This is a genomic window from Chroococcidiopsis sp. (assembly GCF_051657925.1).
Classification (GTDB): domain Bacteria; phylum Cyanobacteriota; class Cyanobacteriia; order Cyanobacteriales; family Chroococcidiopsidaceae; genus Chroococcidiopsis.
The window spans coordinates 1-12518 of the sequence record NZ_JBOFLP010000362.1 but is presented as its reverse complement, the minus strand read 5'-3'; the positions used below and the strand labels follow the sequence as shown (position 1 = coordinate 12518).

The window sequence follows — 12518 nt, the reverse complement described above, 5'->3', positions numbered from 1 at the left end:
ATAATGGTGGTAGCGGTATCGGTTTTCGCATCGCCTGTTCTTTTGTTTAGGGAGTAGGGAGCAGGGAGAAATTATGATTCCTGGCTCCTGTAAGGACGGGTTGTGACAGAAGGTTTACTACTGGGAGCTAAGCCCTGGCTTACGACTCCTGTATAGGCGGGTTTTGACTGAATATTTATTGCCGCAAGCCTGAATCTTTTGCTAAACCCGCCCCTACAATCTACAATCTACTCCCTGCTCCCTGCTCGCTGCTCCCTGTCTCGGCTGGTGCTTCTGCCTGTTTATAATGAGGCTCCTCGTCGCTACTTTTGTTAGTCTTGCCAGCAGTCTGCTCTTTTTTGGCTTCAGTCACCAACTCTTGCATGTATTCCTGGGCTTGGTGGCTAAACTCCTGCACTCGATCCATGCTTTCTAAACCCCAAACGATAAAAGCTTTTGCCAATGCTCTAGTTGATTCTGCAAGAGATTTATTGAGGTCGTCAGAACTCATATCGGTTAGTCTCAAACTAGATTTTAATTCTGTTTTATCTGTATTTAAAGGCGATCGATGCTTTTGTCAGTATATTTCGATATTAAAAATACACGACGGCTTTTTCCAGCCAGCTATTTAACAACCAAAATAGGCTTTAGATCGCATACTTAATACTACACCATTCTCGTAGAGAATCGCGCAGTTTCGATCGCAATGCGTGCGAAATTGCGATCGCGAGTTCTATTCAAAAGAGTTCAGCCTGCTGTTTTAGCAACGCTTGGGCTGCCTGAGTTTGAGTTTATTCAGCGCCGCTCGTTTCTCAACTGTCCACAACACAGCTACGGTAATTGCGATCCCCATAATCCCCAAGCCGATACAAATAGCTAGAGTTTCCATATCTCAAACTTCCTATGCTTCAAATTTTGTTTGTTAATCGCGTAAATAGATTTTGATTATATACATAAGTTAATATTTCTGCCAAAATGGATACTTAAGTACTAGCTTTAGCTATTTCTTCACAGATGCAAAGCCATAGCAGCTTTGATTTTCGATCTTTTTCAACCGCTCGAACGCTTAATTTTTGACAGTAAATCTTTAGAAATAATACAGATTTACACAAGCGCGATCGGTTCTTATTAAAGGAATTGAATATACTTATATACTTAGCATTTAATATCAAAAGCTGTTTTCTATCTAATGAGGTAAGCCAAAGACTGTGGTCATAAAATCTATCCACGGATCGAGCCATCAGGCATAGTTGTTTTAAAAAATTTAGCTTGGGAAAAGTTAGTACGATTCGCGATCGCGGCGTGAAGATTAGCACCGCTTAAATCGGCTTCACTCAGATCGGCTCCAGTTAGATCGGCTCCACTCAAACTAGCTCCCGTCAAGTTTGCGCCAATCAGATAGGCATTGGAGAGATTAGCACCACTGAGATCGGCATTGGTTAAATCGGCAATATTGAGGTTAGCTCCAGTCAAATTTGTAGCACAGAGATTGGCTTTACTTAAATTGACAGCGCACAGATAAGCTCGGATTAATGTAGCTCGACTCAGGTTTGGCACAACTCCCCCATTCTTTTTGCGCCAATCATTCCAAACTGCTATTCCTTGAGTTAGTAGAGCAAGTTGTACCGGATCTGCCATTTTATTGCCTTAACCTAAGGGAGTCTTACGCTCTTTAAGTCTAAGTGATTAAGTCTAAGGCATCGCAACCATTCACGAGCAGGCTCGCGCTGTTTTCATTTATGCCATATCATTATCCGTATTGCCCACTTACCATGCAACAACTGGCGGCGGACGCGATCGCTATTGACAAATAATCCCCAAGGCAACTCTTGAACTTGAGCGTTAACCGTATTTAACCAATACCTAAATTGCTTATAAAAGCTGGTATTGCATCGCCAAGGACTATGACTGACGAGCGAGACAAGCCTGCCTCCAACTTTTAAGCATTGATAGGCTTTTTTTACGTGAGATATCTGCTGTGAGAAAGGCGGATTTTGTACGACTCGCTCGTAGCGATCGGCTAGATTGGGAGTAGTCAGAAAGTCCGAGCCAATTAGTAGTAAACCTTGCAGTGATAGGATCGTTTGCAATTCTGAAATTGATTCGATAACTTCGACGATCGCTCCTGCTTGCTGTAGAGAAGTCGCTAGCGTACCAAAACCAGCCGAGGGTTCCAAACAACTTATTTTTGGTTCAATATTTGCTGATTCTACTAATAATTTCACTACCCAAGGCGGTGAGGGAAAGAGATCTCAAGATTTGAGAATTTCACTATTATTCAACTGCTTTTACCGATCCAATTCGACAATCGCAATCATCTAAGACTCAAACTCCTTTACTCGACTGGAATTAGAGCCATCAAGCTATGTTCTTTGAAGCGAAGATCGTTCGAGAATTCGCAAAACGAGCAGGCATGAGAAATGTCAGGGCTAGCTTACAGTAGTTGCGTTATGCCCGTGCTAGCCGCAAGGATAATTCATTCTGGAAGGGAAAACAGTTAATCAATGCCACGACCAAGTAAACGCTCGGCAATGGTTCGCGAATCAACGCTGAGGTCAAGAGCGAGTTAATGTAATAATTGGTTCACTGGTGAGTTTTTGCTGCCGAATGCCGATGCGCTCAACATAGAGCAAAGCAGAACGACGCTATTGCAGCCATCCTAGAGCGCCAACCCTGCATTATTTGCCTGATGCATTCGACGATGAGTTTAATCGGGATTAGGGTCACGGGATTTGGGGAGTTCTCTAGTATTTAGAGTTTCCGTGTTGAGCGATCGCGCTTAGGCAATTCTCACTTCGCCCCTGCCCAATTTCTCTAAAAGTTCTGACACGCTGCTACAGCCAGTTGCTTCTACTACCTCCGCCACACCCTTCCAGCCTGACTCGGTTACAGACAGAGTGCGCTTTTTCTTCTCCTCGTCATAGATCTTTTGTTGAGGACGAAGATTTGCCAAGCTATTTTGATGTTGACCTCTGCCCATACCCTTAAAACAAAGTGTTGACTTTTTCTCGAATACGTATACAATGAAATCAACTGAATCGATAGCGGTTAGCCAGCGACGTAGGAAATCCAGAACTAACCGCTTCTAAGTTCCCTTGTGGAAAAGGAGCTTTCAATATGTATGGTATACTCGAAACCCCCACGATCGCAACTAGCGAACTGTATTCTCATCTAGAACAGCAAGCACAAAGCGTTGCCCCTCAAATAGAGCTAGTTCCAGCACGAATTCAAGTCGAGCGGCTGGGCTTGACTAGAAATGCATCCTCTACCCCCTATATTGTCTATCGCGTCAAAGAGCGCCGTTGCTGTACCTTTTTCAAGCGCAAACTGTTGTGGCAGCTAATGCAGGCAATGCTTCGAGCGGAGTATGGTATCGAAGACAAGATCCGCAGCATAATTTCTACCCCAGACTTTAGCTTGTCTTTCTTTATCGGTTCTAGCTGGCGGCACGTTCTTAACCAACAGATTTGTCGCTTTGTGGAACGAGCCAACAATTTGAGGCGGTGGTGGCTCTTCGCATCGACCCCTTTATCCGCCGTGTCGCGTCCAGAAGAAATCATCCCAGATCCCGTAGAGATTTTAGTGGCAGCGATGAAACTTGCGATCGCCCGCTCAAACTGGAACTTAGTCAAGGGCGAAATCGCAGCATATCCAGAATATAAGGCGATCGCCTGGTCGCAACTAACTAGAGACGAAAAACAGCAGCTTTCCGCCCTCGTTCCCGAAGCAGTAAAATTGCTGGTAGAGGCAAAACGCAACGGCGCGATCGCCCAATATTGGGAAGCTTCCGAAGACAGTCTGTACTGGGTACGAGTTACCCCCGACTCCCCTCCATCGCTCGTCACCAGTTGTGGCGTTGGTAATTTTGTTAAGGGGGCAGTGGCACGAATGGTAAAGCGGACGGAACACCCGCCCGCAACATCCTCGATTTCAGAGTGCAAAGTGGCTTGAATTTTTTTGGCAGGGTAAAACTTGCTCTTTAGAGATCGCAGTTCGATCTGTGCCAAAGTGCTGCCTAAAGCTATCTAAACCTTCGAGATAAGCTAACAATCCTGATGCTCCAGCAACTTGATACAAGCCAATAGCACTTTCCCATTCCTTCAAAGAAGCTTTCTTGTCTGTGAGGATTTTAACAATAGCAGCAGGTAATTTGATTTCTTTACCCGTATTTAAATCTAGGTGAGCAACTGTTTCTCGTAATAATTCCTCTTGGCTCATGACTTGACTATTTCTAGCCAATTCGAGCTGATGCAGTTGAGCTGCTACTCCAAACAGTGGTAGTCTTAGTTGTGTTAATCTTCTTTGTCTAGGTTGGGCAACACTTCGCTTTTTTAGCTTAAACTTGACTGGATTTTGTGGCGGACGAATGCTGAGAAGCTAATGCAGATTGAGGTGAGTTTGTCCTAGATTTGAAGATAAAAATCTATTTTCAATTTTGCACTAAATGAATATAAGTTGAGAAAGAGGTTGTGATGTATATTTAAGATTACTGTATTTACGTAACGCATAATGTCTAGCAAAATTGCTATAGTTAACCCCTATTCTTATATACACTGTCTAAAATGATAGCTAATATGACGTGCATTGACGTGAATTAAATAAATTTCAGAAGAAAAAGATAGTGGTAAAAAAGTTTATTTGGTGCTGAATGGCGGCTACCCACCCTAGCACCAATCTCAAAATATTTAATGTGTGTAGACAGTATAAGCCACTCTTCCAATCTTTCATTCAAAGAAAACACATCTACTTCCAGTTTCTTGTTTAATTACATCCTTGAGTTGCCCTAGTGAAACACCTAGTCTCTGCAAGTCTCCTTCAGTCAAATTTTTAACGTAGATACAACCGTCACTTCCTTTCCAAAGAGTATAACCAGTAGGGCTTGTTCCTAAAAATGTTCGATTTTCAGAAGTAGCTGAGTTACCGGACGTATTCGGCGAAGATAAACTAGTTGTTGAATTGGAAGACGGATTATTATGTAGATTAAATAGCCCTACAAGAATGCATATACCAGTCACCATTCCTTTTGTTTTTAAAGACCAGCTTGCATACTTCCACATTGACCAAAGCCCTAGTGGAAAGAAAATGACTAATAGTACAATAATTCCAATGGAAGAATCCGTTTCATACCATTTAAGGTTTTTTTGCTTCAGCATCTGACTTTCTCAATACTCCTACATATTTTAAAATACCCATGTTACATTCACTGCTAACACCATTCGTATGAAATTTAGTTTGTTTAGGATAGCCTGTTTGCTCATGTAAAAAGATAAATTCATCCTTTTTTTCTTGAATTTTCTTCAAAAAAGTGTTAATTGCACTCCAGTGCTGTGATTTAGCAGTTGTGGTTCGATCGCACAAAGAATTTCCTCCCGCTTTTTAGCAATGAGATCCAAGTAATAGGAAATAGAGTAAGGTTCTGAATTTGTCAGTCCCCTGCATCCCTGGTAAAAGGTGACAACATCCCCAGTATTACCCAGACATAGAAGCGTCTTTTCACCTTTTCTAATCTTGCGCGCGATCTGTAACTGCTTGACTGGAAATTTTCCTTGAGTAATAATCCCAGTTAATTTTTGGTAATAACTTTCGGCACTGGCTTTGGACTCCAAATAGTGAGTCAGGTATTGCAAAGGAAACTCTTTTTCTAGCTGGGAGCGATCGCGTTTGCGATACTGTCCTTTGGCAACGACTGCCCCATCTGCTTGCCAAAGGATGTAGTTCTTGGCTCCGCGCTCTGGAACGAACATGGCTAATGCCAGCACTTCTAGCTCGATGTTGATGCCTTGGGGTAAAGCCGTTTGCAACGTTTCAAACACTTGGATTGGTTGGGGGTGGGAGAAGAAGATCCCATCCGTATCGCACTCAACTGGCACTCCCCCTTCTCGCTCAACGACATCAATCATGAAACGCAAGATGCACCTGCCGTAAGCAGTAATTAGAGCTGCTGCCGCAAAGTCATTAAAACTAACCCCAGAAGTACCGTAGAACCCAAACAGCGAGTTAATCAGCACCTTCAGTGCCGCTTCAGCTTGCTTGGCAATTGTATCTCCAGCTTTTCCCAATTGCTTGAGTTTGAGACGCTCCTTAGTCAAGTATTCGAGAATGCTCAGTCCGATGCGTTGCTTGTCCTTATTCGAGCAAATACCGTATTTGAGCATAATGCTGGGATACAGGCTGGAAACATCGATCTTGGCAATGCTGCGGTGCAGTCCAGGGACGGAGATTACCAAACCACCTTCAAAGTTTGCTTTCGGATCGGCTAGCGGTTTTCTACCTGGATACTGGCTCTCTAATACCCGCTGCCACTTGGTAGCATTGCCAGCAAGTGATAGTTGTTGCAGGTTCATTCCGGGCACTACGAGCGACTCGTAGTAATAGGAAGGCACTAGCCGCTCGGCGATTAACTGGGTATCCTCCAAGTCGTAGATGAGGTATTCCTGTATCTGCTGCCATCCAACAGAACCAGCGCCTTGCTGCCAGCAGTCTTGAATCTCCTGATGGCTCAAGACCAGCCTGGCAGATTCCCTCAGTCCCAAATCTAGTACGGCTGTTTTGAGCGAACGAGACTGCGATAGCTTTTTAGCGACAAAGTCCCAGCGCAGCAAGCAAATATAAATGTCAACGTGCTGGCTCTGTTCAACAAATACTTCGCGAATTTCTAACGGCTTACCAAAGATTTGTGCCGTCCTAATAACTCTAGATTCGGCAGAAACTCGAAATGGGTGAAGTATATTGTAGAGATCGCATCTAGCGATGATAAACGGTAGATCGAATGCCGTACCGTTAAACGTATAAATAACATCAAATGAATTTTGCTGGCAGTAAGCAATGAATTGTTGCAGCAGTGTTGATTCATCTTCATCCATGAAAACAAATCGTCCTCGTTCGCTTAAACATCCGATCGCGAAGATGCGATCGCTTTGAGGATTTAGTCCGGCAGTTTCAATATCGAGGGCGAGTTTTAGTAGCTCGTGATAAGGTTTAACAGTAGCAATAGGTTGCCATAGCGGACGAGCTGTGGTGTCTGTATAGAAGATATCTAATTTGTCTGATTCTACAACAATTTTTTGACAGGTTTTTTGAATAAAATCGCGATGATTGTAGGCTGTACTCATAGGGATATTGCCCCTGCATTAGGGGCATAACTTCTCGTCTAGAATAAGTTTGTTACTGTGAAACTTTTTGATTTTCCACGAGTGTTACCCAAGCTGTAGCTTTCTTACCATTAATTGGTTGTAGCGTATGCCATTGTTTTTGCAGTTCTTCCCAACCTAGATGCGGTAGCTGCTGCTGTCCCCAAGCAAGTGCATCGGTAGGCGTTCTCCAATTGCTCCAAGGTGGCGGGTTCAGGGCTGGAGTTACGACAGTGCTATCAGTGTTAGCAGACTTTTTGGCATTTGGCAGCAGTCCTAAAACTGCAATTTCTAACCATAACTGCGGAAAGCTTGAGAGTTTCACTTGGACTTCGCTAGCTTTGAGGTGTTGTTGTGCCTGTAGAATAGCCGACTTTTCCCAAGTCTGGGCGATTTTGCACAACTCCTGCCAAGTATCTGCTGTCAGTCCTGCCATATCACCCCTGTCTGGCGCGGTTTTGGCAATCAGCAAGTCGCGATAGAAGCTGGCAAGGCTTTGCAGGATCGCTAGCGGTTCTTTGCCGTATTCCAATAAGTCTCTCAAAACCCCCAGTACGGTATTATCGTCATCGCGAGCGATCGCCTCCAACAGCGTCAGTAATTCATGTTCTGGCACTGCACCTGCAACTTCCCAAACCCAGTTAGGAGTGATAGTCGTGGAGAGCAGGCTCAGTTGGTCGAGCAAGCATTGGGCATCGCGCAAACATCCAGAAGATAACTGTGCGACTAATCCAATTGCTGCTGGGGTGATGTCAATCGATTCTCGAGCGGCGATCGCGCTTAGATGTTGCACCATTGCTTCTGTGCCAATTCTTTTAAAGTCGAATCGCTGACTGCGTGAAACAATCGTAGCAGGGACTTTATGAACCTCGGTGGTACAAAGGACAAAGACGACGCGATCGGGTGGTTCTTCCAAGGTTTTGAGTAAGGCTTGGAAGGCTTGATTGCTGAGCGAGTGACACTCATCGATGCAATAAACTTTGTAGCGGCACTCAATTGGTGCTAATTGGCAGCGTTCGATCGTCTCTCGAATATTTTCTACGCTGGAATTGCTAGCAGCGTCAATTTCGATCGTATCCAGCGCCGAGGAACTGGCAATTGCCTTGCAAGAGTTGCATTGACCGCAAGGCGAAGGTGTAGGAGAATCCGAGTTTTGACAGTTGAGAGACTTGGCTAAGATACGGGCGCTGGAAGTTTTGCCCGTACCCCTCGGACCAGTAAACAAGTAAGCGGGGGCAATGCGTCCCAAATCAATAGCGTTGGTCAGCGTTGTAGCAACGGCTGGCTGTCCTACTAACTGGGCAAAAGTCTGGGGTCGATATTTGTGGTGTAGCGATCAGTATGCCATGTTATTGAAATCTGGATAGGACGAACCACCCCAAGCGCCTTCTACCTGATATTTGGAGTAGGCAGATGTGGAGCATCAAGGCTATGCAACTTGTAATTTCTTTTTACCAGTCTTGGATTTAGGCGATGGCTGTTGTTTTTGGAGTGACGAGTTCTCGCTTTGTGCTACTGGCGCTTCTGTTGTCGGTGTTTGAGTTGGCAGATCGGCTAGCGGTTCTGGATTTTCCGGCATTTCGGAAGCCGATCGTGCTGCGCCAATTAGCTGCACTGGCATGACCATAACCATCTGGTCGATCGAGCTACCAAGGGGTTTGACGATAACGGGCCGCTCCGGCTTGTTTGCCTCGATTAACACTTGCTCGCAAGCAACAACTTTAATCGCATCGAGTAAATATTTGATGTTGAACCCAATTTCCAGATTGTCGCTAGTAGCGTTTTCGACCTCAATTGCCAGTGCTTCAACCGCATCGCCTACATCTGGAGACTGGGCAGAAATAGTCGCGCATCGCCGTGCGGCATCAAAAGCGATTTTGACAACTTTATCTTTTTGTGAGGCAACAATGCTGGTGCGTTTTAAGGCACTGTCCAAGGCTTTCTTATCTATTTTGAAACAGTACTCGAACTGGGTAGGAACCAGCGACGGGTAGTCTGGGTACTGTCCTTCCAACAGCCGCGAGGTGAGGCGCACGTTTTGAAGCTCGAAAACGGCAATCCCATTATTAACGTTGATGGTGCAATTATTTGGGACGCGCTCCAAAATTCTTTCCAGTTGAGATAGGGTTTGGTAAGGAATTGTCGCTTCTACCGCTCCTAATGCTGTGGTGTTGTCTGATTCTATAGAACTGGAGGCGATCGCCAAGCGATGACCGTCAGTAGCAGCTGCTTCCCAGTTGGGATCGCCAAATTTGAAGTGAACTCCAGCGATGACTTGTTTAATCTCATCTCGGCTAGCAGCGAATAGCGTTGCTTTGAGCGCCTGTTGTAACTTAGCTACAGAAAGCGTGACTGGCGTGCCGCTAACTTCTGGCAGCGCCGGAAAGTCTTCAGGGTTGGCTGTTTGCAGCTGACACTTTCCTGTCGAGTGCGTCAGGATAGCAACGCTGTCGTTGACTTCTAGCGTAATATCGCTTTTTGGTAAGTGTGCTACTACTTCTTCTAGCAATCTGGCAGGTAGAGCAATCGTACCTTCACTTTCTACACTACAATCGCATTGAGCGCGAATACCCAAGCTCAAGTTAAATGCGGTTACAGTTAGCTTTTGGGTTTCGCTATTGCCATGTAGAACAAAGCTACTCAAAATTGGGTGAGTGGGTTTACTCGGAATAGCATGACTGGCGATCGCCAGAACGCTTTCCAGTTGCGTTTGAGAAATTTTCAGTTTCATGTATTTGAATGGTTGTAGGGAATGCGATCGAGGTGCTTGGGCAAAACGCCAAACACCTCGCACGCAATGCTCAGTCTGTCGTGACTCGTGCTTCTATTTCCGTAGCAGCAGGTAGAGCCAAGGTTTCAGGGCTACCAGGGACAATTAATGGTTTATCCGGTTCTAGAGACTCCCAGACATATTGCTTCAGATTGGGATTGAAGCCCATGAAATAGCTGCGCCAGTTTTCTAAAGTTGGACGTTCGTGGTCTACGACGCGACAGGCAAAGCTCTTTTGTTTGTCACCAACTTGTTCGCGAGCAGTTTTAAAGCAGAAGACACCCAAGCTGTAGAATAAGGAGTTTTTCTGCTTGGCTGGGATGCCATTGACAATAGAATGGCAAGCATTGAGTTCTCGGCAAAACTCCTGCCAGCGAATCGAGAAAGAAGCTTGGTTAGCACCTGTAGCTTTATATGAAAGCGGAATTTGATGCAGCGGTTGGTTTTGCTTGTCTAATAGGAAGACTTGGAAATATTGGATATTACCAACATTTTCGTCTGCTTTCATTTCTTGGGTATACTTGCCCAAAATGACTGTAGACTTTGACTCGTTGGATTGTTTGCGATCGAAACCCAAGACTGGTGTTTTCGGGCAAACGAGCATTCTGGGATTGGAAATCAAAATTCCTTGTTCTTCTGTACCCGTAGACTCAAATGTGTAGGTGACAAGTTGGGATGCGTCAAAATTTTCCCAACCCGCGATCGCCATTTGGTCTACAGCAACGAAGTAGCCACATAACTTGGGAGTGCTGCCTCTTAAAGCTTGAATGCGCGGTAGTTTAGCATCGGGATCGAGATATTGAGGATTGCAAAACTCGTCTCTTTCGCTTACCTCAAATGTTGGGGTTTGAGTTGGCAGGTCATTCGTTTGTGTGTTGTTGTCAGTCATTTTCACTTCTAGTTCTAGAATGTTATATCGGCTTCTGGTCGCTCTTTACCATTACCATTCCCGTTTATTGGCAGAAACGAAGAATGGGGACGAAGTAGTTCGAGTTCTTTGAGAACTTGTTTTTGCCTATATTGAGCTAATTTTTGGTGAATCTCTTGTAATTTCTGAATTAAATCTGAGAGTTTGTGCAGGCAGCTACTATCAAAACTAAGACTCAAACTTTCTCCATCACCTGTAAAAATACAGGCATGGCGATCGCCATTATCGTAAGAGCCGATGAATGTCGTCTCTGTAATTTGAATTGTTTGCAATCGCGATATTTTCATAATTGACGCTCGGATAGTCAGAAAGATTACTGGCAGCAAATGTGAGTAACGAATCATTCTTACTTGTCGGCGCGTCAGCGCAGCAATACTTTTTGGTTAAGGGTTAAAGGTTAAAGGGGAAAGGGATTGCCTTCAACTATTTCTTCCTTTAACCCTTTCCCCTTCCCCTAAAACCTGCGATGCGTTGGTCAGCACAGTTAGTAACGCTTAGGAACAACTGAATTAAATTTGCGAACGATGTTTGTGGCATCGATCGTTTTCCACCCTGCTTGCTTGCATCGAGCGATAGCTGCCTCTAATTGAGTGCTGGTTTGCAAAAGTTTGTAGCGAACAAATCCTCCGTTAATCGGGTGAAGGTAAGTCTGCCAACCACCATCAACTCGGACGTAGGTGATGCGTTTGTCAAGAGCCATTGCAGTCAATTTCTTCTAATGAATGTATTGCCAGCTTCAGAATTAATTCAGTTTTTGCACCCCAGACTTTGCACTCCCACTCGGTTGTCAGTCTTTCTGCTCGTCTGGCTATTGCGGTAGTACATAACTCTTTTTCTTCCAACCACTGCTTGAACGCTAGTGCTTTTTCTTGCGTGACAAATCCAAAGTAGGATACTTGACGTTTTCCTTGTGGATTAGTAATCGTGGCACTTCTTGGTGAGATAATATTGAAATGCCAGCGATCGGGAGATAGTTCTATTTTGGTGACTGGAAGATGCATTAAATTTCGACTTCTGGTATTAATTCAAGATATTCATAACTTGTTTGCCTATCTAGAAGTCTTTTTAGATTCAGTTGAGGCTCATCTATAGGCTGGTGAAATGAATATTCTGAATTGTCGATTGCACTACTGGGTAATTTGGATAATGCCATCTCCAATCGCTGCTTAAAAACATCGTATTTCTCTCGATCGTAAGAGAATCGATCTGGTTTAGGAGATTTGTCCCTATTAAAAAAGCAATAGATTAGAGATGCGTTAGTCGGCAATATTTCTTCAGTTTCCACCAGGAGAAATAATTGCAGTTGAGCTTCCCAACTCTTTTCAAGTTTTCCCGATCGAGAAATATTGCGATCGCTCCTCCAGTTAACGGCGATCGCTTTTTTATCATTCAAGATGAGTAAATCGTATTGGGCAATTATTAGCACACCTTGAATCAGTTTTTGTCGCCAAGCATTCACTTGTTTTGTACGAGCAGGCACGCTCACAAGCGGGAGAACTTGGTGGAGCCAACTGGCAATCTGAGGATAAGCTTGTAACAACGGTTCTACGGGTAATCCCATGAGTAGTTGTTGTATAGCAATCCTAAATAGGATGTATGGTTATCCATACATGAATGCCTTTTCAAAAGTAAAGTATTGCTGATGGGTGACAAACTCAAACAGATACTTCACCACTGCAAAGGACTTGCACAGCATAAAGAACTTGCGAAT

The 12518-nt window shown here is 44.4% G+C and carries 17 protein-coding genes and 1 pseudogene; 2 read left to right on the top strand and 16 right to left on the bottom strand.

Annotated elements, in window-relative coordinates:
- Nucleotides 1–220 precede the first annotated feature (220 nt).
- From ACRC32_RS29100 to ACRC32_RS29080, 5 genes are all read right to left on the bottom strand, one after another.
- A complete protein-coding gene (locus tag ACRC32_RS29100; protein WP_438557242.1) occupies nucleotides 221–490 on the bottom strand; it encodes a hypothetical protein in 270 nt (89 codons plus the stop codon).
- Nucleotides 491–739: 249 nt separating this feature from the next.
- Nucleotides 740–868 (bottom strand): hypothetical protein, encoded by a 129-nt coding sequence (locus tag ACRC32_RS29095; protein ID WP_438557241.1) that lies wholly within the window; start codon nucleotides 866–868, stop codon nucleotides 740–742.
- 332 nt (nucleotides 869–1200) lie between these two features.
- A complete protein-coding gene (locus ACRC32_RS29090; RefSeq protein WP_438557240.1) occupies nucleotides 1201–1617 on the bottom strand; it encodes a pentapeptide repeat-containing protein in 417 nt (138 codons plus the stop codon).
- A 95-nt stretch (nucleotides 1618–1712) separates the two neighbouring features.
- Nucleotides 1713–2204 (bottom strand): hypothetical protein, encoded by a 492-nt coding sequence (locus ACRC32_RS29085; protein WP_438557239.1) that lies wholly within the window; start codon nucleotides 2202–2204, stop codon nucleotides 1713–1715.
- A gap of 554 nt (nucleotides 2205–2758) precedes the next feature.
- Entirely contained in the window at nucleotides 2759–2959 is a 201-nt protein-coding gene (locus ACRC32_RS29080) for a hypothetical protein (RefSeq protein ID WP_106217820.1), read from the bottom strand.
- A 137-nt stretch (nucleotides 2960–3096) separates the two neighbouring features.
- Between ACRC32_RS29080 and ACRC32_RS29075 the strand changes: the two genes are divergently transcribed.
- Nucleotides 3097–3930, top strand: a complete 834-nt coding sequence (locus tag ACRC32_RS29075) for a hypothetical protein (RefSeq protein WP_438557238.1) — start codon at nucleotides 3097–3099, stop codon at nucleotides 3928–3930.
- On the opposite strand, the gene ACRC32_RS29070 is transcribed toward ACRC32_RS29075, so the two are convergent.
- The 5 genes and pseudogenes from ACRC32_RS29070 to dnaX all read right to left on the bottom strand — a co-directional run.
- Nucleotides 3910–4218 (bottom strand): hypothetical protein, encoded by a 309-nt coding sequence (locus tag ACRC32_RS29070; RefSeq protein ID WP_438557237.1) that lies wholly within the window; start codon nucleotides 4216–4218, stop codon nucleotides 3910–3912. The two genes, ACRC32_RS29075 and ACRC32_RS29070, sit on opposite strands and share 21 nt — an antisense overlap.
- Nucleotides 4219–4703: 485 nt before the next feature.
- Nucleotides 4704–5132, bottom strand: a complete 429-nt coding sequence (locus ACRC32_RS29065; RefSeq protein ID WP_438557236.1) for a hypothetical protein — start codon at nucleotides 5130–5132, stop codon at nucleotides 4704–4706.
- Nucleotides 5110–5280: a hypothetical protein gene (locus ACRC32_RS29060; protein ID WP_438557235.1), complete on the bottom strand. Its 171-nt coding sequence runs from the start codon at nucleotides 5278–5280 to the stop codon at nucleotides 5110–5112. Before ACRC32_RS29060 ends, ACRC32_RS29065 begins: the two co-directional genes overlap by 23 nt.
- Entirely contained in the window at nucleotides 5277–7091 is a 1815-nt protein-coding gene (locus ACRC32_RS29055) for a ribonuclease H-like domain-containing protein (RefSeq protein WP_438557234.1), read from the bottom strand. Before ACRC32_RS29055 ends, ACRC32_RS29060 begins: the two co-directional genes overlap by 4 nt.
- Before the next feature lie 52 nt (nucleotides 7092–7143).
- Nucleotides 7144–8382: pseudogene (gene dnaX, locus ACRC32_RS29050) on the bottom strand (DNA polymerase III subunit gamma/tau); the annotation flags it as partial.
- Here dnaX and ACRC32_RS29045 point away from each other — a divergent pair.
- Nucleotides 8348–8476, top strand: coding sequence for a hypothetical protein (locus ACRC32_RS29045; RefSeq protein WP_438557233.1), 129 nt, complete (start codon nucleotides 8348–8350; stop codon nucleotides 8474–8476). The pseudogene dnaX and the gene ACRC32_RS29045 overlap by 35 nt on opposite strands.
- A 62-nt stretch (nucleotides 8477–8538) precedes the next feature.
- Here the strand turns inward: ACRC32_RS29045 and dnaN are convergent, their stop codons facing one another.
- From dnaN to ACRC32_RS29015, 6 genes are all read right to left on the bottom strand, one after another.
- Nucleotides 8539–9903 (bottom strand): DNA polymerase III subunit beta, encoded by a 1365-nt coding sequence (gene dnaN / locus ACRC32_RS29040; RefSeq protein WP_438557232.1) that lies wholly within the window; start codon nucleotides 9901–9903, stop codon nucleotides 8539–8541.
- 7 nt (nucleotides 9904–9910) lie between these two features.
- Complete coding sequence (locus ACRC32_RS29035) at nucleotides 9911–10768, bottom strand: DUF5895 domain-containing protein (RefSeq protein WP_438557231.1); 858 nt, start codon at nucleotides 10766–10768, stop codon at nucleotides 9911–9913.
- A gap of 14 nt (nucleotides 10769–10782) precedes the next feature.
- Complete coding sequence (locus tag ACRC32_RS29030; protein WP_438557230.1) at nucleotides 10783–11094, bottom strand: hypothetical protein; 312 nt, start codon at nucleotides 11092–11094, stop codon at nucleotides 10783–10785.
- A 197-nt stretch (nucleotides 11095–11291) separates the two neighbouring features.
- On the bottom strand, nucleotides 11292–11507 hold the full coding sequence (locus ACRC32_RS29025) for a hypothetical protein (RefSeq protein ID WP_438557229.1): 216 nt from the start codon (nucleotides 11505–11507) through the stop codon (nucleotides 11292–11294).
- Complete coding sequence (locus ACRC32_RS29020) at nucleotides 11497–11808, bottom strand: hypothetical protein (RefSeq protein WP_438557228.1); 312 nt, start codon at nucleotides 11806–11808, stop codon at nucleotides 11497–11499. The genes ACRC32_RS29025 and ACRC32_RS29020 overlap by 11 nt, the downstream gene beginning before the upstream one ends.
- The gene (locus ACRC32_RS29015) at nucleotides 11808–12368 is read right to left on the bottom strand and encodes a hypothetical protein (RefSeq protein WP_438557227.1); all 561 of its coding nucleotides are present in this window, start codon (nucleotides 12366–12368) and stop codon (nucleotides 11808–11810) included. Before ACRC32_RS29015 ends, ACRC32_RS29020 begins: the two co-directional genes overlap by 1 nt.
- Nucleotides 12369–12518 lie beyond the last annotated feature (150 nt).

Bases quoted from the DNA above. Each gene is read 5' to 3' on its own strand.
- ACRC32_RS29035 (WP_438557231.1), bottom strand. From the start codon at position 10,768: ATGACTGACAACAACACACAAACGAATGACCTGCCAACTCAAACCCCA.
- ACRC32_RS29075 (WP_438557238.1), top strand. From the start codon at position 3,097: ATGTATGGTATACTCGAAACCCCCACGATCGCAACTAGCGAACTGTAT.
- ACRC32_RS29025 (WP_438557229.1), bottom strand. From the start codon at position 11,507: ATGGCTCTTGACAAACGCATCACCTACGTCCGAGTTGATGGTGGTTGG.
- ACRC32_RS29030 (WP_438557230.1), bottom strand. From the start codon at position 11,094: ATGAAAATATCGCGATTGCAAACAATTCAAATTACAGAGACGACATTC.
- ACRC32_RS29080 (WP_106217820.1), bottom strand. From the start codon at position 2,959: ATGGGCAGAGGTCAACATCAAAATAGCTTGGCAAATCTTCGTCCTCAA.
- ACRC32_RS29020 (WP_438557228.1), bottom strand. From the start codon at position 11,808: ATGCATCTTCCAGTCACCAAAATAGAACTATCTCCCGATCGCTGGCAT.
- ACRC32_RS29090 (WP_438557240.1), bottom strand. From the start codon at position 1,617: ATGGCAGATCCGGTACAACTTGCTCTACTAACTCAAGGAATAGCAGTT.
- ACRC32_RS29100 (WP_438557242.1), bottom strand. From the start codon at position 490: ATGAGTTCTGACGACCTCAATAAATCTCTTGCAGAATCAACTAGAGCA.
- ACRC32_RS29055 (WP_438557234.1), bottom strand. From the start codon at position 7,091: ATGAGTACAGCCTACAATCATCGCGATTTTATTCAAAAAACCTGTCAA.
- ACRC32_RS29015 (WP_438557227.1), bottom strand. From the start codon at position 12,368: ATGGGATTACCCGTAGAACCGTTGTTACAAGCTTATCCTCAGATTGCC.
- ACRC32_RS29065 (WP_438557236.1), bottom strand. From the start codon at position 5,132: ATGCTGAAGCAAAAAAACCTTAAATGGTATGAAACGGATTCTTCCATT.
- ACRC32_RS29095 (WP_438557241.1), bottom strand. From the start codon at position 868: ATGGAAACTCTAGCTATTTGTATCGGCTTGGGGATTATGGGGATCGCA.
- ACRC32_RS29045 (WP_438557233.1), top strand. From the start codon at position 8,348: ATGCGTCCCAAATCAATAGCGTTGGTCAGCGTTGTAGCAACGGCTGGC.